Origin of the sequence: Enterobacter sp. SLBN-59, assembly GCF_024807915.1 — a bacterium.
Classification (GTDB): Bacteria; Pseudomonadota; Gammaproteobacteria; order Enterobacterales; family Enterobacteriaceae; genus Enterobacter; species Enterobacter asburiae_B.
The window spans coordinates 3,687,312-3,705,094 of the sequence record NZ_JANUFI010000001.1; the positions used below are offsets into that span (position 1 = coordinate 3,687,312).

Here is a 17,783-nt window from a genome sequence, read left to right on the forward strand (position 1 = left end):
AAAATGTGTCGGTCGACGATCTGATGGCGGATATCGCGGTGATTTTTCACTGGCCGCCGTCAGCACTGTACTCCCTTAGCGTGACCGAACTCCTCTTATGGCGCGAAAAAGCGCTGCAGCGAAGCGGAAACCACCATGAGTAATAATGTCAGTCTTCAGGAGCTGCTTAAGGCAGTCGACCGGGCAACCCGACCGCTTAACGCTCTCCAGAACGCCAGCCTCACTCTCGCGAGCGATATCCGCGATGCGCAGACGGCGCTGGGGGCGCTCGATGAGCAGGCGGGGCGCATTAACGGCTTCAGAAAAGCAAATGCCCGGCTCGCCACGACGGAGCAGTCGCTTGCTCAGGCGAAACAGCAGGCCGCGGCGCTGGCGGTACAGTTTAAAAACACGCAAAACCCCACCCAGGCGCAGGCTGATGCGCTGACTGCAGCCCGAAAATCGGCAGTCGACCTGAAGCATGAGTACAACAGCTTACGCTACTCGGTACAGCGTCAGCGTACTGAACTCGCTCAGGCGGGAGTGAACACGCGCACGCTCTCGTCGGATGAACGTCGTTTAAAAAGTCACATCAGCGAAAAAACGCAGCAGCTTAACCGACAGCGGGATGCGCTGGCCCGCGTCAATCAGCAGCAGGAGCGGCTGAGTGTCGTTCAGAATCGCTACGAGTCAGGCAAACGCGTTACCGCGCGGGTGCGTCAGCTTGCGAATACGGGCGTGGGCATCGCAAAAGCGGGCTTTGACCAGACGTCCCGGTTTATCGCCCCTGGCATCAGCTTTGAAAAGCAGATGTCGGCCATTCAGGCAAACCTTGGCCTGGCGAAGGGGGATTCCCGGCTTGAGGCCATTCGCCAGCAGGCGCGGGAGGTCAGCGCCAGGACCGGAGTACCCGCAGATACGGTCCTCCGGGCACAAACCGAACTGACTCGTTCAGGCTATGACGCCGATGGGCTACTTGCGGCCACCGCGCCAACGGTCAACCTCAGCCTGGCGGGGAATGTCGACGCGGCTAACGCGGCCGATATGATCGCCAGCACGCAGGCCGCGTATAGCCTGGCCGATGCGGACGCGGGACGCATCGCAGATGTGCTTACGCGCGGTTCTGCCTCTTCGAATTCCAGCCTCGCTGAGATGGTGGCGGCCGTCACCTCTGCTGCGCCCGCTGCGGGTGCATCCGGTATGGGGCTTGAAGAGACCACCGCGCTGCTTGGCGTTCTGGCGGAAAAAGGAATGAAAGGTGCCGCCGCCGGGGATGCGCTCAGCGCGATGTTGCGCCACGTTCAGACTCCGGATGCCATAAAAGCTGCGGGGGCGGTGGCTTCCGCTGCGGGTGATGGATCGCTTGATGAAAAACGCCAGCAGTTGCAGGGGGCAAAGGGCAGTACCGCGCTCGCGGCTTCCGTGCAGACCGATAATCTTGACGGCGATATCAACCGATTCCAGGCCGCGTGGAACGGGTTGAAGATTGATGTATTTGATCAAGCGGATGGCGCTCTGCGCAACCTGATAACAACCGCAACCGGCTGGCTTGGTACGGCCTCCCTTTGGGTGAATGCCAACCCTGAGCTGACGCAGACCCTCGCCAGCATCGTTGTCGGCGCGCAGGCGTTTGCTGGCGTACTGGGTGGCGTAGGCACGGTTATCGGCCCGGTACTGACGGGCGTCAATATGGTTATTACCGCGGCCGGGATGTTGGGAACGGTATTCAGCGTGGTGGGCGGCGCCATCATGACGGTGCTGGGTGCCCTTAGCTGGCCGGTGATTGCCCTTGGCGCGGCGATTGCTGCCGGTGCTTTGCTGATTTTTAAATACTGGGAGCCCATCAGCGCCTTCTTTGGCGGGGTGATGGAAGGGCTTTCAACGGCTTTCGCACCGCTGGGTGCGCTGTTCTCACCGGTGATGGCGGTGTTTGACGCTATCTCGGAGAAGCTGGGCGGTATCTGGCAATGGTTCACCGACTTGATTACGCCGATCAAGGCGACGCAGGAAACGCTGGATGGCTGTAAAAACGCTGGCGTGATTTTTGGTCAGGCGCTGGGCGATGCGTTAATGGCCCCGCTTGATCTCTTTAATAGCCTGAGCGGCAAGGCCAGCTGGCTGCTGGAGAAGCTCGGTATTATCAAAAACGAGTCGGGCGATCTCGACGCCGCTGCGGCAAAAGCAGAAGCGGCATCCTCACCGGCGGGCAGCGCTTATATTCCGGGCGCGGGGATCTCTGGCGGCAGCCTGGGGTATCAGCCGACCATCGCTACTGGAGGACGCTCTTACGTCGATCAGAGTAAAAGCGAATATAACATCACGCTGCAGGGGGGCACGGCCTCCGGAACGGATCTGACCCGTCAAATCCGGGAGACGATAGATAATATTGAACAGGATAAAGCGAGACGGCAGCAATCCAGCTTTATGTATAGTTGAGGAGAGAGAAAATGTTAATGGTGCTGGGGCTGTTTGTCTTTGAACGACGAACCTTACCGTATCAGTCAATGATATTCACAAAAGACTACCGCTGGGCATCCAGCGCTCGCATCGGGAAACCCAAAGCCTGGCAGTACCTTGGCGAAGGTGAGACATCCTTTAGCCTCTCCGGCTTACTTTACCCGGAACTCACGGGAGGGCGGCTTTCGCTCAAGGCGGTTGAGCTGATGGCAAATGAGGGGCGGGCATGGCCGCTGATAGACGGTACCGGCATCATTCACGGCATGTTTGTCATTGAGAAAGTCACGCACACGCATTCGGATTTTTACAGTGACGGTACCGCCCGAAAAATTGAGTTTACCCTGTCGCTAAAACGCGTGGACGAATCGCTGATGACGACGTTTGGCGACCTGCGAACGCAGGCCTCAGAGCTGGTGGAAAGCGCACGGAATAGCATTGGAGGGCTGGTGGGATGATCACCGAAATGAATATCCGGGCGGGTGGAAAAATCGCCCCTGATTTTATGCTTAAGCTTGACGATCGTGATATCACGCAAAATTTCAGCCATCGTCTTATCAGCCTGACCATGACCGACAAACGGGGGCTGGAAGCCGATCAGCTGGATATTCTGCTGGATGATTCCGACGGGCTGCTGGACTTGCCTGCCCGGGGGGCAAGGCTGTCCTTATGGCTGGGATGGGAGGGAACCCCGCTCGAGGAGAAAGGGGACTTTACGATTGATGCGATTCATTTCCGGGGCGCGCCGGATACGCTGACCATCCGGGGATTCAGCGCAGATTTTCGTGGAAAGCTAAACGTGCGGCGCGAACAGTCGTGGCATGACACGACGATTGGCGCGATAGTCGATACCATCGCTCAGCGTAACCAGTTGACCGCCAGCGTCGCGTCGGGGCTTGCATCCATCGCCATCTCTCATATTGACCAGTCTCAGGAGACAGACGCGGCGTTCCTCTCCCGCCTTGCTGAACGTAATGGAGCATTTGTTTCAATCAAAGCCGGGAAGATTATCTTTATGAAAGCGGGCCAGGCCGTGACGGCCAGCGGCACTCCGCTTTCCTTAATGATGATTGAACGTGGGGATGGAGATAAGCACCTTTTTTCCATAGCTGACCGTGAAAATTATTCCGGCGTAACGGCCAAATGGCTGCAAACGCGTGACCCCAAACAACAAAATCCTCAATTGAGTATTGCTCGTCAGTCCGGAGGGCAGCAGACAGAAGCACTGCAGCACCCGGATGCCGCCGCACCGGTAGCGGGAGCAGCAGGCAAGGAGCAGAAACCGCAAGAGAGGCTGGTGGGATCGGCGGAAAACGTATTTGAGCTAACCACGGTTTATGCCTCTGAAGAGCAGGCGCTCAGGGCCGCAGAGGCTAAGTGGCGCGCGCTTCAGCGGGGAACCGTAGAGTTTTCCATCCAGCTTGCCCTGGGACGCGCCGATCTGTTCCCCGAAACGCCGGTACTGGTAAACGGTTTTAAACGCATCATCGACGAGCAGGCGTGGATCATCAGCGAGGTGGTGCATACCCTCAACGATAGCGGATTTACCACGCAGCTTAAGCTTGAGCTGAACGTCAGCGGCGAAAAATTTACTGTTGATAGTGAGTAATGTAGTTGCTATTGGTTTTATTTTGGGTATTATTGATTCACAAAATGTGAATCAAGTGGAGGGGTACATGTTTCATTGTCCTAAGTGCAAGCACTCTGCGCATGCGCGTACCAGTCGCTATCTAAGTGAAAATACCAAAGAGCGCTATCATCAGTGCACCAATGTGGATTGCAGCTGTACGTTCGTGACGATGGAGTCCGTGGAGCGCCTGATCGCGACCCCGGGCGCCTCTGAGCGTGTCCGAACGGCTTCGCTAAACCACGGTTAGCGGCTGCGTTGCCGGCTCAAAAAATCAATAAAAAAGCCACTCAATTGAGTGGCTTAATCATATGATTCTAAAACTAAAATTTGGTGGCCCCTGCTGGACTTGAACCAGCGACCAAGCGATTATGAGTCGCCTGCTCTAACCACTGAGCTAAGGGGCCGTGGCGGTGAATTATAAAGTAACTCCCCGCAGCAATCCAGCCATTCACACCTGCCTGCTGTTTTTATAAACAACGCATAATCAATCCTTTATACTTCCCTGACGATGTATCGATCGGGAGTAAAGATGATCAACGATATTCTGGCCCCTGGCCTGCGGGTGGTGTTCTGCGGAATCAACCCGGGTAAGTCCTCGGCGCACACCGGTTTTCACTTTGCCCATCCGGGTAATCGCTTCTGGAAGGTGATCTACCAGGCCGGGTTTACCGACAGGCTACTCAAGCCCGAAGAGGAGCAGCATCTGCTGGATACGCGCTGCGGGATCACCATGCTGGTCGAGCGGCCTACGGTGCAGGCAAGCGAGGTCAACCTGCATGAGCTGCGCAGCGGCGGGCGGGAGCTGATCAAGAAGATAGAGGATTATCAGCCCGCCGCGCTGGCGATCCTCGGCAAGCAGGCCTACGAGCAGGCGTTTAGCCAGCGTGGAACGCAGTGGGGCAAGCAGAGCATCACGATTGGCGTTACGCAGGTGTGGGTGCTGCCGAACCCGAGCGGGCTCAACAGGGCGACGCTGGATAAGCTGGTGGAGGCGTACCGGGAGCTGGATGAGGCGCTGATGGTGCGGGGGCTGTAATCCTCTGAGGCCTGATGCCCTCACCCTTACCCTTTCCCACAGGGAGAGGGAATAAACAAAAAAAAGCTCCCGATTGGGAGCTTTTTCACTGTCAGGACCGATTAGTCGTCCAGGAAGCTACGCAGTACTTCAGAGCGGCTTGGATGACGCAGCTTACGCAGCGCCTTCGCTTCGATCTGACGGATACGTTCGCGGGTAACGTCGAACTGTTTACCCACTTCTTCCAGCGTGTGGTCGGTGTTCATATCAATACCGAAACGCATACGCAGGACTTTTGCTTCACGGGCGGTCAGGCCAGCCAGAACGTCGTGCGTCGCAGCGCGCAGGCTCTCGGTGGTCGCAGAGTCCAGCGGCAGCTCGAGGGTGGTATCCTCAATGAAATCACCCAGATGCGAATCTTCATCATCACCGATTGGTGTTTCCATGGAGATTGGCTCTTTGGCGATCTTCAGCACTTTACGGATCTTGTCTTCCGGCATCAGCATGCGCTCGGCCAGCTCTTCCGGCGTCGGTTCGCGGCCCATCTCCTGCAGCATCTGGCGGGAGATACGGTTGAGCTTGTTGATGGTCTCAATCATATGCACCGGGATACGGATGGTGCGCGCCTGATCCGCGATAGAGCGGGTGATAGCCTGACGGATCCACCATGTTGCGTAGGTGGAGAACTTGTAACCACGACGGTATTCAAACTTATCTACCGCTTTCATCAGACCGATGTTGCCTTCCTGAATCAGATCCAGGAACTGCAGACCACGGTTGGTGTATTTCTTGGCGATAGAGATAACCAGACGCAAGTTCGCTTCAACCATCTCTTTCTTCGCACGGCGGGCTTTCGCTTCACCGATGGACATACGACGGTTGATGTCTTTAACCTGCTCGATGGTCAGGCCGGTCTCTTCTTCAATCTGATGCAGTTTCTGCAGGCCGCGATGCACATCGTCCTTCACGTCGTGCAGTTTTTCAGACCACGGCTTGTTCATTGCGATAGCCGCGTTGAACCAGGTTTCGCTGGTTTCGTTGCCGGTGAAGAGGGTGATGAAGTTCTTCTTCGGCATTTTGCACTGCTCAACGCACAGCTTCATGATGATGCGTTCCTGGGTACGTACGCGATCCATCATAACGCGCATGCTGTTCACCAGGTAGTCGAACTGTTTTGGCACCAGGCGGAACTGTTTGAAGACTTCAGACAGCTTCAGGATCTCTTCCTGAGCGGCGGCATGGCTGCGGCCTTTCGCTTTGATGGTGTCACGCGTCACTTCGTACTGGGTACGCAGCTCGGCAAACTTCTCACGCGCCAGCTCCGGGTCGATGCTGTTGTCATCGTCCGCGGTGTCGTCGTCGCTCTCTTCCTCATCTTCGTCTTCGTCATCATCCATCTCTTCCTGAGACAGTTCAGAACCGACGTGAGTGGCGGTAGGCGCCATATCTTCTTCAGCGTTCGGGTCGACAAAACCGGTGATCAGGTCAGACAGGCGCGCTTCTTCCGCTTCAACGCGATCGTACTGCTCCAGCAGATAGGTGATCGCTTCCGGGTACTCGGCAACGGAGCACTGAACCTGGTTGATCCCGTCTTCGATGCGTTTTGCGATGTCAATTTCGCCTTCGCGGGTCAACAGTTCAACGGTACCCATTTCGCGCATGTACATGCGGACCGGGTCAGTGGTACGCCCGATTTCAGATTCCACGCTGGACAGTACCTGTGCAGCAGCTTCTTCCGCATCTTCGTCAGTGTTGTTGGAGGTTTCAGCCAGCAACAGATCATCGGCATCCGGTGCTTCTTCCATCACCTGAATGCCCATGTCATTGATCATTTGGATGATATCTTCGATTTGATCTGAATCGACGATATCTTCCGGCAGATGGTCATTGACCTCGGCATAGGTCAGATAGCCTTGCTCCTTACCACGTTGGACAAGAAGTTTCAGCTGTGACTGCGGGTTTTGCTCCATAAGACGGTATCCACACTTAATTCGTTTGATTGGTGTCGGCGATGGGGCTGCCAACCTTTAAAGCGAGGGCGTACTTATATTTTTGCCGCTGCCTCTCAGTGCGGCTGCCGGGGGCTTCCCGATCGATATTCGGCACTTAAGCCGTTAAATTTTTTATTTCTTCGCCAGTTCCTGGTTAATCATCCAGAGCTCCCGGCGTTCTTCGCTGCTTAAACCGTGTGTGCGCTCGCGAGCAATCAACTCTTCCTGGCGCAGCTCAAGCATCGAATCAAACATATGGTTGAGTGAGTCGGTGAACGTTTTTTCTGCAATGTCCTTATCTGCTATATCGTCCCACATCGACAATTTTTCAAGGGTAGCGGCCTCTTTTGTGCCGCGATAGTGCTCTAAAAGTTGTCCGGTGGTCAGACCTGGCTGAGACAAACACGTATTGACCAGTTCTGAAAATAAGCCAAGTCCGGGCAATTTTTCGTGGTTTAAACCCGCCAGAGATGGCACCTGCGGCGCAAGCTCGGGGTTTTGGACCAGCAACCCTATCAGTATACGCATGGTTGTGCGTTTTAGCTGAGGCGCGGGGCGAACCGCACCGTTTTCAGCCTGTTTTGGCATTAAACGTTCAAGCTGGCTGTCATCCAGAATGCCGAGCTTGTTGCCTAACTCCTGACGCAGATAGATGCGAAGCGTTTCGCCGGGCACCTGGCTGATTAACGGCAACGCCAGCGTACTGAGCTGCGCGCGCCCGTCAGGGGTACTCAAATCGACCTGCGGCATCAGGCTGTTAAACAAAAACGTGGAGAGCGGCTGAGCCTGCTCCATCCGCGCTTCAAACGCCGCTTTGCCCTCTTTACGCACCAGCGTATCCGGGTCTTCACCGTCGGGCAGAAACATAAAGCGTAGCTGACGCCCGTCGGTCATATAGGGTAGCGCGGTTTCCAGCGCGCGCCAGGCGGCGTCGCGCCCTGCGCGGTCACCGTCGTAACAGCAGATGACGTTGTTGGTCACCCTGAACAGCAGTTGAATATGATCGGCGGTGGTGGACGTCCCTAACGACGCAACCGCGTAGTTGATGTCGTACTGCGCCAGGGCCACGACGTCCATATAGCCTTCGACGACCAGAAGACGCGGAGGTTCCGCATTATTCTGCTGCGCCTCATAAAGGCCGTACAGCTGGCGGCCCTTATGGAAAATATCGGTTTCCGGGGAGTTGAGGTATTTCGGCAGGGCATCACCCAGCACGCGACCACCAAAACCAATTACCCGGCCACGCTTGTCGCGGATCGGGAACATCACCCGTTCGCGGAAGCGGTCGTAGCTTCGTCCCTGGTCGTTGGTGACCAGCATGCCTGCATCGATGAGAGACTTACGATCTTCGCTATTGCCGCCAAAACGCTTTAACACGTTGTCCCAGCCGGGCGGGGCGTAACCAATAGCGAAACGCGCAATGACATCGTCGCTCAGTCCGCGCTTGTTCAGATACTGACGCGCAGGCTCAGCCGCAGAGTGCTTAAGAGACTGTTGGTAAAACGAATTCAGGCCATCCATCAGTTGATACAGCGTTTGCCGTTGATGGCGCTCGATCTGACTTGGCCCACTGCCTGCTTCATACGGCACTTCAAGGTTATGCATCGCCGCCAGCTCTTCGACGGTTTCAACGAACTCGAGCTTGTCGTAGTTCATCAAAAAATCGACGGCATTACCGTGTGCGCCACAGCCGAAGCAATGGTAGAACTGCTTTTCACCGTTTACGGTGAAGGAGGGGGTTTTTTCGTTATGGAACGGACAGCACGCATGGTAGTTCTTGCCCTGCTTTTTTAGCTTTACCCGCGCGTCGATGAGATCGACGATGTCGGTTCTGGCAAGCAGGTCATTGATGAAAACGCGTGGGATTCTTCCGGCCATATGCCCCGTTATTTTTAGTGACTCATAAACGAAAACAAGCCGCGCATTCCTTCCGGAAGCACGGCCTTACGACTATTACTCTGTCTGTCAATTGAGGGCTGAGGCCCTCAACCAATTAGTACAGACGAGTACGGCGTGCGTTTTCGCGAGCCAGTTTCTTCGCGTGACGTTTCACAGCGGAAGCTTTAGCGCGCTTACGTTCGGTCGTTGGTTTTTCATAAAACTCACGACGACGAACTTCAGCCAGAACACCTGCTTTCTCGCATGAACGTTTGAAGCGACGCAGTGCTACGTCGAACGGCTCGTTTTCACGTACTTTAATTACCGGCATGTAACTCTCACCTTTAATAAATTCGGTTTGCCGCTGGCATCAACGCCAGCTTATTTCAAAATGGTGCGGAATTTTACTGCAAATGCTGCTGCTTTGTAAAGCACCGATGCGATTTTGAAAGGGACTTTAATAAGGGTGAGGAGTATACACGAGCCTTCTTCCTGGGGCGAACAAAGTTTTACATCAACCCGCCCAGGCTCTACACTGCGCGGTATTGAAACGAGGTAAAACAAGTCATGCGTGTACTGGGTATTGAAACATCCTGCGATGAAACCGGCATCGCCATTTACGACGACGAAAAAGGGCTTCTGGCCAACCAGCTGTATAGTCAGGTGAAATTGCACGCTGACTACGGCGGCGTCGTACCTGAACTGGCCTCTCGTGACCACGTGCGTAAAACGGTTCCCCTGATTCAGGCGGCGCTGAAAGAGGCCGGGTTGAGTTCAAACGATATCGACGCTGTGGCCTATACCGCAGGCCCGGGCCTGGTCGGCGCGCTGCTGGTCGGCGCGACGGTTGGCCGTTCGCTGGCGTTTGCGTGGGATGTGCCGGCGATCCCGGTTCACCATATGGAAGGGCATCTTCTGGCGCCGATGCTGGAAGAGAATCCACCTGAGTTCCCGTTTGTGGCGCTGCTGGTCTCCGGCGGTCATACGCAGCTGATTAGCGTAACGGGGATTGGCAAGTACGAGCTGCTGGGCGAGTCGATCGACGACGCCGCCGGTGAAGCGTTCGATAAAACCGCCAAGCTGCTGGGTCTGGATTATCCGGGCGGCCCGATGCTGTCGAAAATGGCGTCGCAGGGAACGGAAGGGCGCTTTGTCTTCCCGCGTCCGATGACCGACCGTCCAGGGCTGGATTTCAGCTTCTCCGGGCTGAAAACCTTCGCGGCGAATACGATTCGCAATAACGATGACAGCGAGCAGACCCGCGCCGATATCGCCCGCGCGTTCGAAGATGCGGTGGTGGACACGCTGATGATCAAGTGCAAGCGCGCGCTGGATCAGACCGGCTTTAAGCGTCTGGTGATGGCGGGTGGCGTGAGCGCTAACCGCACGCTGCGCGCGAAGCTCGCCGAGATGATGCAAAAGCGTCGCGGGGAAGTGTTCTATGCCCGTCCGGAATTCTGCACCGACAACGGCGCGATGATCGCTTACGCCGGAATGGTGCGCCTGAACGCGGGCGCAACGTCCGACCTGAGCGTGTCCGTGCGTCCGCGCTGGCCGCTGGCGGAACTGCCGGAGGCGTAACCGCCTCACCTTAACCCTCTCCCCACAGGGAGAGGGGATCGTTTGACTACACCCGCAGCATCCCTTTCTCTTCCAGAAATGCAATAATCGTCGCTAACCCGTCACCCGCCTTCAGGTTGGTAAAGGTCCACGGGCGCTCGCCGCGCATGCGGTTGGTGTCGCGCTCCATCACCTCCAGCGACGCACCGACGTACGGCGCGAGGTCGGTTTTGTTGATCACCAGAAAATCGGATTTGGTGATCCCCGGCCCGCCCTTGCGCGGGATTTTTTCCCCTTCGGCCACGTCGATCACGTAGATGGTCAGATCCGCCAGCTCCGGGCTGAACGTCGCGCTCAGGTTGTCTCCGCCGCTTTCCACGAAGATCAGATCCAGATTGCCGAACTTCTCGCTTAACGCCTCCACCGCCGCCAGGTTCATCGACGCATCTTCACGAATGGCGGTATGCGGGCAGCCGCCCGTCTCCACGCCCACGATGCGCTCCGGCTCCAGCGCGCCTGCCTCGGTGAGGATGCGCTGATCCTCTTTGGTGTAGATATCGTTCGTGACCACCGCCAGGTGATACGTGTCGCGCATCGCCTTGCAGAGCGCTTCCAGCAGCGCGGTTTTGCCCGATCCTACCGGGCCGCCCACGCCTACGCGCAGGGGATGTTTGTAATCAGCCATGTTGACTCCTCAGGAACGGAATAGTCGTGAATATTGGGTTTCGTGGCGCGCGGAGGCGATGGCGGACAGCGGCGTTGCTGCCCCCAGCGCGTCGTCGCTGCGCAAAAATGCCTGTTCAAGCCCGGCGGCGTAATGGTCGCCCAGTTCGATAATCAGCTGCTGCGCGGCCTGTTGCCCAAACGGCACCAGCTTGACGCCCGCCATCACCGCGCTCTCCATCCAGCTGTAGCCGAGGCTCAGCGCCAGCTCGCGCGCGCTAATGCCCCAGCGCACGCCGAGCCAGGCCATGCCGCAGAGCTGGCTTTGCATAAACAGCGGCAGCCATTCGGGCGGACAGTCAGGTTCCCAGCTCTTAATCAGCCGCGTAAACGCCGCTCCACGGTTGCGCTCCTCTTCGCGCAGCTCGCGCGTTTCCCGGCAGGCGAGAAGGTATGCCGTCCAGCGTTTTGCATTTGTAAGAGAGCGTTGCTCACAGGCCTGATAAAGACGGATAAACAGCGGCAGATCGACGCAGAAAAAGCTCTGCTCCATCTGCTGGATTTGCCAGCGTTTGAACGCGTCGGCGTCGGTGACCCAGCCTGCCTCAACGGCCCACTCCAGCCCCTGCGACCAGGTAAACGACCCGACCGGCAGGCTGCTGCTTGAGAGCTGCATCAGGCGCAGCCTCTGGCGGGCGTGCTCCATCAGCTCATCAGCGCCAGCAGGGCAGAGACGATCAGCCCGCCGCCGAAGGTTTTACGCAGGCCGTCGTGACGGCGCAGCAGCAGCCCTGCGGCAAAGCTGGCGCACAGCACCGTGGCGCTGGCGAGCATAAAGCCGCTGGTGAAGAGCCAGAAGCTGTGGCCGGACATCTCCACGCCGTGCGCCCAGCCGTGGAACATCGCCAGGGCAGGTACCGCCAGCAGCAGACGGTTTTCAGTTTTAAACATCATCACGCCGGATACCGCCAGCGAGGCGATAATCAGCATCTCCATGCCGCTGAAGCCGCCGAACAGGCTGCCCGCAATGGCGCCGACAAGCATCATCCCGAGGGTGGCAAACGGCAGCAGGAGTTTGCGACCGCTCAGCGCCGAGAGTACGCCTGCGCCCGCCAGCATCAGCAGGTGATCGAGCCCGGTCAGCGGATGAAGAAATCCTGCCTGGAAGCTGTCCGTGCCGTGGCCGGGATGCGCGAGCGCGGGAACGGAAAAAGCCAGCAGTAACAGCGGTAAATACTTGCGCATGATGGATCCTTAATGTGAATGAGCGTGAGAATGGCTGTGGGCATCGCTGGCGTAAGCACCCGCTTCCGGTTCAAACGGCAGGCTGGCGTAGGCCACTTCCAGCCCGAACTGGCGCAGCATGTCGTCGAGAACGTGGTCGTGGTGATAGCGCAGCTCGCCGGGCATGATCTGCAGCGGCACGTGGCGGTTGCCCAGGTGATAGCAGGCGCGGGCGAGCAGGAACGGATCGGCGCAGCGCACCACGGAAACTGACTCCGGCGCGGCGATCACTTCGATGACCTCGCTGCCGTCGTCGGTCGTCAGCATGTCGCCCCCGCGCAGCAGCAGGCCGCGCGGCAGCATCAGCCCGGCTTCGCGGCCGTCGTTCAGCGCTACGCGGGCGCGGCTTTTCACCCGCACGTCAATCGGCAGCGTGACGCTGGCGGTAATCGGATGCGCGTGGTCCAGGCGTTGGGTTAAATAGATCATCATCACTCCTTAAAACAGGAAATAGCGTTGCGCCATCGGCAGAACGTCAGCCGGTTCGCTGGTTATCAGTTCACCGTCGACGCGCACCTCGTAGGTTTGCGAGTCCACGGTGATATTCGGCTGCAGGCCGTTGTGGATCATGTCCGCCTTTTTCACCGTCCGGCAGCCTTTCACCACCGCAATGGCGCTCTGCAGGTTGAGCTGCTGCGGGATGCCGTTCGCACTGGCGGCCTGCGATATAAACGTCAGTCGGGTAGCGTGGCGCGCGGCGCCCAGCGATCCAAACATCGGACGGTAATGCACCGGCTGCGGCGTGGGGATCGAGGCGTTGATATCGCCCATCGGCGCGCAGGCGATCATTCCGCCCTTGACGATGGTGGCAGGCTTCACGCCGAAGAACGCCGGGAACCAGACCACCAGATCCGCCAGCTTGCCCGCCTCAATCGAACCGACTTCGTGGGCGATGCCGTGGGTGAGCGCCGGGTTAATGGTGTATTTAGCGACGTAGCGCTTTACGCGGAAGTTGTCGTTTTCACCGGTCTCTTCCGGCAGCGCGCCGCGCTGGACCTTCATGCGGTGCGCCACCTGCCAGGTGCGGATAATGACTTCCCCGACGCGGCCCATGGCCTGCGAATCTGACGACGTAAGCGAGAACGCGCCGATGTCGTGCAGCACGTCTTCGGCGGCAATGGTTTCACGACGAATGCGGGATTCCGCAAACGCCACGTCCTCGGCGATATCCGGATCGAGGTGATGGCAAACCATCAGCATGTCGAGATGCTCGTCGATGGTGTTCACCGTGTAGGGCAAGGTCGGGTTGGTGGAAGAGGGCAGAATATTCGGATGCGCGCAGGCGGTGATGATATCCGGCGCGTGGCCGCCGCCCGCGCCTTCGGTGTGGAAAGTGTGGATGGTGCGTCCGGCGATGGCCGCCAGCGTGTCTTCGACAAACCCGGACTCGTTCAGCGTGTCGCTGTGCAGCGCCACCTGAATATCCATCTCGTCAGCCACCTCCAGCGAGCAGTTAATTGCCGCGGGCGTCGCGCCCCAGTCTTCGTGGATCTTCAGCCCGATGGCGCCCGCGGCAATCTGCTCGCGCAGGGCGTCCGGGCTGGAGCCGTTACCCTTGCCGAGTAGGCCAATATTCACCGGCAGCGTATCGGCAGCCTGCAGCATGCGGGCGATATACCATGGCCCCGGCGTGCAGGTGGTGGCGTTGGTGCCCGCCGCCGGTCCGGTGCCGCCGCCGATCATGGTGGTGACGCCGGAAACCAGCGCCTCTTCCGCCTGCTGCGGGCAGATCCAGTGGATGTGGGTGTCGATCCCGCCGGCGGTAACGATCTTCCCCTCGGCGGCAATGACTTCCGTTGCCGCGCCAATGGGGATCGTCACGCCGGGCTGAATGTCCGGGTTCCCGGCTTTGCCGACGGCGAAGATCCGTCCGTCCTTGACGCCGATATCGGCTTTTACGATCCCCCAGTGATCGACGATCAGCGCATTGGTGAGAACCAGATCCACGCAGCCCTCAGCGGTCATCTGCCCCTGGCCCATGCCGTCGCGGATCACCTTTCCGCCGCCAAATTTGACCTCTTCGCCGTAGACCGTGAGATCGTCTTCCACTTCGACCCACAGCTCGCTGTCGGCAAGCCGCACTTTATCCCCGGTGGTGGGGCCGAACATATCGGCATATGCCCGGCGTGAAATCTCAGCCATGTTTCACCTCGCCCATCACCTCGCCGCGAAAGCCGAAAATGCGCTGCGCCCCCGTGACCTGAACCAGCGTCACTTCCCGCTTCTGGCCGGGCTCGAAGCGCACGGCGGTGCCCGCCGGGATGTTCAGTCGGTAGCCTTTGGTGGCTTCCCGATCGAACTTCAGCGCCGGGTTGACCTCGTAAAAGTGGTAGTGCGATCCGACCTGGATCGGCCTGTCGCCGTGATTTTCGACAACCACGCGTTGGGTTTCACGCCCGACGTTGAAGGCAATCGTTCCGGGCTGGATCTGGTATTCACCTGGGATCATCACGCGCTCCTTAGACGATCGGGTTGTGGACGGTGACGAGCTTCGATCCGTCCGGGAAGGTGGCTTCGACTTGAATATCCGGGATCATCTCCGGGACGCCCTCCATGACCTGGTCGCGCCTCAGGACGTGGCGGCCCGCTTCCATCAGCGAGGCGACGGTTTCGCCATCGCGCGCGCCCTCCATAATGAAGGCGCTGATCAGCGCGACCGATTCCGGGTAATTGAGCTTTACCCCGCGCGCAAGGCGGCGTTCGGCAACCAGCGCGGCGGTGAACAGCAACAGCTTGTCTTTTTCTCTGGGGGTCAGTTCCATAATGTTTCTCTTATGTCTGCCAGATACGCGGCGAACAGGCGGTTTTGGTGGTGAGAAGCGGGCGAAGCGACTGCCAGATGTCGCGCATCACCCGCTGGCAAATCAGGTTGTCGTCGGAGAGAAAACGCACCGACAGCAGATCGTCAACGAGCGTTGCACCTGCATAATTTTCCAGCGGGGCGAGCCGTTCGCGCACCGCGTCGAGATGTTCTTCTTTGGCCGGATAGAACAGCAGCGTGCCGAGCCACGGACGTCCGGCGACGGGCGTGAGATCGCCGTCGCTAAGATGCTGACGCTCGATCAGGCGCGGTTCGTCTTCAACCCAGATTTCAAGGCGGCTTTCCAGCGTGCCGTGGCTAAAGGTCTCGCTTATCACCGGACGCCCCAGGCAGTACAGCTCCCACGCCAGCAGCGTGCTGGAGGCCTTCAGGTGGAAGACGGAGCGCAGCGCGGCATTCGCGCCGGGGAAGATAATGGTGTCCTGCGGCAGCCACTCCAGGGTGGAATCTTCCTCGAGGTAAAAATACTGGTTCAGACGCGCCTGCGGGCCGCTGCTGCGATAGAACTTGCTCGCCCCGGGCATGGTGATGAGCGCGTGGCTTTTGGCGTCCAGCCGAACGGAAATGTCCAGCGTATCGCCGCCCACAATCCCGCCGGGCGGGTGCAGCAGGTAAAGGTGGCAGGTTTCCCCTTCGGGGTAAAACGGACGTTGAACGGTGAGCGGCCCGACGTGGTGGGCGGAGTACAGGAGGGTTTTCTCAGGGGTGTGACAAAACTGCAGGGCAAGCGACGCCTGCCAGCCTTTATACGTATTATCAGTGACCTGAGCTGCTAACATGCTGCATCCATTTCCACACCATCGGGATACGTTTCAGTATGCCCTGGCGGAAATGAAGCCTGTCATACGAGTCGCTTATGGATGGGCGGGCAGGAGAAATACAAAAGCACGGCCGGGGCCGTGCTCTGTATAAGCAATGACGAGACTATTTCAGGTGCTCATGCAACGCTGCACCTGCCTGCTCAAGGGCAACTTTCACCGTTGGCTCCTGGCTCAGCGGGTTAAGCAGGCCGTAGTCGTGGATCATACCGTTATAGCGCGTGACGGTCACCGGGACGCCAGCCGCATCCAGTTTACGCCCGAATGCTTCACCTTCATCCCGCAGAACGTCCAGCTCAGCTGTCTGGATCAGCGTCTCGGGGAAGCCTTTCAACTGCGCGGTGCTGGCGCGAAGCGGAGAGGCAAGGATATTGTTGCGATCGGCAGCGCTGGTGGTGTAGTTATCCCAGAACCATTTCATCATGTTTTTCGACAGGAAATAGCCATTTTCGAACTGGTTATACGAGGCAGTATCAAAGTTCGCATCGGTAACCGGCCAGAGCATGACGTTGTAGCGAATTTTTGGCCCATTGAACTGTTTGGCCTGCAGCGCCACCGAAGCTACCATGTTGCCGCCGACGCTGTTACCCACCAGACCCAGACGGCTACCGTCCACGCCAATTTCCTGACCGTGCCCGGCGACCCATTTTGTCGCTTCATAGGCCTGATTAATTGCTACCGGGAAATGGGCCTCAGGTGACGGAGTGTAATCGACGTAAACCGCAGCGGCACCCGAAGCGCGAACGAGGTCGCGGATTAAGCGTTCGTGGGTAGGGAAGTCACCCAGCACCCAGCCGCCGCCGTGAAAGAACATAAAGGCGGGGAGCGTGCCGCTGGCGTTTTCAGGTTTCACTATTTTCAGTTTTATCGCCTGGCCATTTACCTGGATCGTTTTTTCAGAAACCTGAGCGGGCGGCAGTTTTGCGCCTTGCTGCGCGCCAATCAGTACCTGGCGGGCCTCCTGCGGGGTCATCTGTTCCATTGGCTTACCCTTGCCGGAGTTCAAAACATTCAGAAATGCCTGTACGCCTGCGGTCGGGGCTGGGGTATTGGTGGTTTGAGCGGATGCCGCAGCTGACGCGAAGACTGAAGAAACCAGGATGGCGGTTAGTGTTTTCATGGTAGTACCTCTTTAAGCGTATTTGATCGGATGAGATAACTATGTAGTGCGCTATTTAGTTGTTGTTATAATACTTGCGCGCAAGATACTTTTAGTCAAACATTATTTATAATTTTTTCAGGAAACCGATTCGGAGTTGATAGAAAAATGAAAGAAAACAAAACGCTAGACGATTTACTTTGCTTCTCGCTGTACTCGGTCACCAACGCGTTCGTTCGCCAGTATCGCCCCTTACTGCAAGAGATGGATCTAACCTATCCGCAATTCGTTGTTTTGATGGCGCTTTATGAGAAAGATAACATCCCACTTCGCGATCTCAGCGATAAGACGTTTTTTGATTCGGGCACATTAACCCCGCTTGTACAAAAGCTTGAGGCAAAAGGATTTCTCAACCGTATCGCGGTTGTGGGTGATGAAAGGATGAAAAATGTTGTACTGACCGACAAGGCCAAAGACCTGAAGAAACGGGTGATGGCATTGCCGGATCAGATTCGCTGCAGCATGCGGATGAATGACGATGAGCTTGAGACGCTAAAAAAACTCTCCCGAACGCTGCTTGACGATTTATAA

The 17,783-nt window shown here is 57.7% G+C and carries 20 protein-coding genes and 1 tRNA gene; 8 read left to right on the forward strand and 13 right to left on the reverse strand.

The features are described from left to right. Positions 1-23: 23 nt before the first annotated feature. The 5 genes from M2422_RS17655 to M2422_RS17675 all read left to right on the forward strand — a co-directional run bounded on the left by M2422_RS17655 (position 24) and on the right by M2422_RS17675 (position 4,310). Entirely contained in the window at positions 24-143 is a 120-nt protein-coding gene (locus M2422_RS17655) for a GpE family phage tail protein (RefSeq protein ID WP_064673390.1), read from the forward strand. After that, on the forward strand, positions 136-2,415 hold the full coding sequence (locus M2422_RS17660; RefSeq protein WP_064673331.1) for a phage tail tape measure protein: 2,280 nt from the start codon (positions 136-138) through the stop codon (positions 2,413-2,415). The genes M2422_RS17655 and M2422_RS17660 overlap by 8 nt, the downstream gene beginning before the upstream one ends. Before the next feature lie 11 nt (positions 2,416-2,426). Beyond that, positions 2,427-2,891, forward strand: coding sequence for a phage tail protein (locus M2422_RS17665; protein WP_023309232.1), 465 nt, complete (start codon positions 2,427-2,429; stop codon positions 2,889-2,891). After that, positions 2,888-4,042 (forward strand): phage late control D family protein, encoded by a 1,155-nt coding sequence (locus M2422_RS17670; protein WP_048979131.1) that lies wholly within the window; start codon positions 2,888-2,890, stop codon positions 4,040-4,042. The genes M2422_RS17665 and M2422_RS17670 overlap by 4 nt, the downstream gene beginning before the upstream one ends. A 67-nt stretch (positions 4,043-4,109) precedes the next feature. Beyond that, positions 4,110-4,310 (forward strand): ogr/Delta-like zinc finger family protein, encoded by a 201-nt coding sequence (locus M2422_RS17675; protein ID WP_029741756.1) that lies wholly within the window; start codon positions 4,110-4,112, stop codon positions 4,308-4,310. 81 nt (positions 4,311-4,391) lie between these two features. Here M2422_RS17675 and M2422_RS17680 read toward each other — a convergent pair. Beyond that, positions 4,392-4,467 (reverse strand) — tRNA-Ile (locus tag M2422_RS17680). 125 nt (positions 4,468-4,592) lie between these two features. Here M2422_RS17680 and mug point away from each other — a divergent pair. Beyond that, positions 4,593-5,099: a G/U mismatch-specific DNA glycosylase gene (gene mug / locus M2422_RS17685; protein WP_023309229.1), complete on the forward strand. Its 507-nt coding sequence runs from the start codon at positions 4,593-4,595 to the stop codon at positions 5,097-5,099. Between the two features lie 101 nt (positions 5,100-5,200). On the opposite strand, the gene rpoD is transcribed toward mug, so the two are convergent. The 3 genes from rpoD to rpsU all read right to left on the reverse strand — a co-directional run bounded on the left by rpoD (position 5,201) and on the right by rpsU (position 9,278). Further along, entirely contained in the window at positions 5,201-7,048 is a 1,848-nt protein-coding gene (rpoD, locus tag M2422_RS17690) for an RNA polymerase sigma factor RpoD (RefSeq protein ID WP_023309228.1), read from the reverse strand. A 153-nt stretch (positions 7,049-7,201) separates the two neighbouring features. Next, entirely contained in the window at positions 7,202-8,947 is a 1,746-nt protein-coding gene (dnaG, locus tag M2422_RS17695; protein WP_023333458.1) for a DNA primase, read from the reverse strand. Between the two features lie 115 nt (positions 8,948-9,062). Further along, entirely contained in the window at positions 9,063-9,278 is a 216-nt protein-coding gene (gene rpsU, locus M2422_RS17700) for a 30S ribosomal protein S21 (protein ID WP_001144069.1), read from the reverse strand. Positions 9,279-9,514: 236 nt separating this feature from the next. On the opposite strand from rpsU, the gene tsaD reads away from it, so the two are divergent. Continuing rightward, positions 9,515-10,528 (forward strand): tRNA (adenosine(37)-N6)-threonylcarbamoyltransferase complex transferase subunit TsaD, encoded by a 1,014-nt coding sequence (tsaD, locus tag M2422_RS17705; RefSeq protein ID WP_029741753.1) that lies wholly within the window; start codon positions 9,515-9,517, stop codon positions 10,526-10,528. A 46-nt stretch (positions 10,529-10,574) separates the two neighbouring features. On the opposite strand, the gene ureG is transcribed toward tsaD, so the two are convergent. From ureG to M2422_RS17750, 9 genes are all read right to left on the reverse strand, one after another. After that, entirely contained in the window at positions 10,575-11,192 is a 618-nt protein-coding gene (gene ureG, locus M2422_RS17710; protein ID WP_014071813.1) for an urease accessory protein UreG, read from the reverse strand. Positions 11,193-11,201: 9 nt separating this feature from the next. Next, complete coding sequence (locus M2422_RS17715; RefSeq protein WP_063409301.1) at positions 11,202-11,876, reverse strand: urease accessory protein UreF; 675 nt, start codon at positions 11,874-11,876, stop codon at positions 11,202-11,204. Beyond that, a complete protein-coding gene (locus M2422_RS17720; RefSeq protein ID WP_064673329.1) occupies positions 11,876-12,415 on the reverse strand; it encodes a HupE/UreJ family protein in 540 nt (179 codons plus the stop codon). The genes M2422_RS17715 and M2422_RS17720 overlap by 1 nt, the downstream gene beginning before the upstream one ends. Positions 12,416-12,424: 9 nt before the next feature. Beyond that, positions 12,425-12,883 carry an urease accessory protein UreE gene (gene ureE / locus M2422_RS17725; RefSeq protein WP_064673328.1) on the reverse strand — a complete coding sequence of 153 codons (459 nt, stop codon included), beginning with the start codon at positions 12,881-12,883 and terminating at the stop codon, positions 12,425-12,427. A 9-nt stretch (positions 12,884-12,892) separates the two neighbouring features. Continuing rightward, positions 12,893-14,596, reverse strand: a complete 1,704-nt coding sequence (ureC, locus tag M2422_RS17730) for an urease subunit alpha (RefSeq protein ID WP_064673327.1) — start codon at positions 14,594-14,596, stop codon at positions 12,893-12,895. After that, entirely contained in the window at positions 14,589-14,903 is a 315-nt protein-coding gene (locus tag M2422_RS17735) for an urease subunit beta (protein ID WP_064673326.1), read from the reverse strand. The genes ureC and M2422_RS17735 overlap by 8 nt, the downstream gene beginning before the upstream one ends. A 10-nt stretch (positions 14,904-14,913) precedes the next feature. Then, positions 14,914-15,216 carry an urease subunit gamma gene (locus M2422_RS17740; RefSeq protein WP_006811999.1) on the reverse strand — a complete coding sequence of 101 codons (303 nt, stop codon included), beginning with the start codon at positions 15,214-15,216 and terminating at the stop codon, positions 14,914-14,916. A 10-nt stretch (positions 15,217-15,226) separates the two neighbouring features. After that, positions 15,227-16,054, reverse strand: a complete 828-nt coding sequence (locus M2422_RS17745; protein WP_064673325.1) for an urease accessory protein UreD — start codon at positions 16,052-16,054, stop codon at positions 15,227-15,229. 145 nt (positions 16,055-16,199) lie between these two features. After that, the gene (locus tag M2422_RS17750) at positions 16,200-17,213 is read right to left on the reverse strand and encodes an alpha/beta hydrolase (RefSeq protein ID WP_064673324.1); all 1,014 of its coding nucleotides are present in this window, start codon (positions 17,211-17,213) and stop codon (positions 16,200-16,202) included. A gap of 147 nt (positions 17,214-17,360) precedes the next feature. Between M2422_RS17750 and M2422_RS17755 the strand changes: the two genes are divergently transcribed. Then, the gene (locus M2422_RS17755; protein ID WP_045356087.1) at positions 17,361-17,783 is read left to right on the forward strand and encodes a MarR family winged helix-turn-helix transcriptional regulator; all 423 of its coding nucleotides are present in this window, start codon (positions 17,361-17,363) and stop codon (positions 17,781-17,783) included.

Excerpts from the sequence above, each read along its gene's own strand:
- M2422_RS17655 (WP_064673390.1), top strand. The coding sequence starts at position 24 with ATGGCGGATATCGCGGTGATTTTTCACTGGCCGCCGTCAGCACTGTAC.
- M2422_RS17660 (WP_064673331.1), top strand. The coding sequence starts at position 136 with ATGAGTAATAATGTCAGTCTTCAGGAGCTGCTTAAGGCAGTCGACCGG.
- M2422_RS17665 (WP_023309232.1), top strand. The coding sequence starts at position 2,427 with ATGTTAATGGTGCTGGGGCTGTTTGTCTTTGAACGACGAACCTTACCG.
- M2422_RS17670 (WP_048979131.1), top strand. The coding sequence starts at position 2,888 with ATGATCACCGAAATGAATATCCGGGCGGGTGGAAAAATCGCCCCTGAT.
- M2422_RS17675 (WP_029741756.1), top strand. The coding sequence starts at position 4,110 with ATGTTTCATTGTCCTAAGTGCAAGCACTCTGCGCATGCGCGTACCAGT.
- mug (WP_023309229.1), top strand. The coding sequence starts at position 4,593 with ATGATCAACGATATTCTGGCCCCTGGCCTGCGGGTGGTGTTCTGCGGA.
- rpoD (WP_023309228.1), bottom strand. The coding sequence starts at position 7,048 with ATGGAGCAAAACCCGCAGTCACAGCTGAAACTTCTTGTCCAACGTGGT.
- dnaG (WP_023333458.1), bottom strand. The coding sequence starts at position 8,947 with ATGGCCGGAAGAATCCCACGCGTTTTCATCAATGACCTGCTTGCCAGA.
- rpsU (WP_001144069.1), bottom strand. The coding sequence starts at position 9,278 with ATGCCGGTAATTAAAGTACGTGAAAACGAGCCGTTCGACGTAGCACTG.
- tsaD (WP_029741753.1), top strand. The coding sequence starts at position 9,515 with ATGCGTGTACTGGGTATTGAAACATCCTGCGATGAAACCGGCATCGCC.
- ureG (WP_014071813.1), bottom strand. The coding sequence starts at position 11,192 with ATGGCTGATTACAAACATCCCCTGCGCGTAGGCGTGGGCGGCCCGGTA.
- M2422_RS17715 (WP_063409301.1), bottom strand. The coding sequence starts at position 11,876 with ATGGAGCACGCCCGCCAGAGGCTGCGCCTGATGCAGCTCTCAAGCAGC.
- M2422_RS17720 (WP_064673329.1), bottom strand. The coding sequence starts at position 12,415 with ATGCGCAAGTATTTACCGCTGTTACTGCTGGCTTTTTCCGTTCCCGCG.
- ureE (WP_064673328.1), bottom strand. The coding sequence starts at position 12,883 with ATGATCTATTTAACCCAACGCCTGGACCACGCGCATCCGATTACCGCC.
- ureC (WP_064673327.1), bottom strand. The coding sequence starts at position 14,596 with ATGGCTGAGATTTCACGCCGGGCATATGCCGATATGTTCGGCCCCACC.
- M2422_RS17735 (WP_064673326.1), bottom strand. The coding sequence starts at position 14,903 with ATGATCCCAGGTGAATACCAGATCCAGCCCGGAACGATTGCCTTCAAC.
- M2422_RS17740 (WP_006811999.1), bottom strand. The coding sequence starts at position 15,216 with ATGGAACTGACCCCCAGAGAAAAAGACAAGCTGTTGCTGTTCACCGCC.
- M2422_RS17745 (WP_064673325.1), bottom strand. The coding sequence starts at position 16,054 with ATGTTAGCAGCTCAGGTCACTGATAATACGTATAAAGGCTGGCAGGCG.
- M2422_RS17750 (WP_064673324.1), bottom strand. The coding sequence starts at position 17,213 with ATGAAAACACTAACCGCCATCCTGGTTTCTTCAGTCTTCGCGTCAGCT.
- M2422_RS17755 (WP_045356087.1), top strand. The coding sequence starts at position 17,361 with ATGAAAGAAAACAAAACGCTAGACGATTTACTTTGCTTCTCGCTGTAC.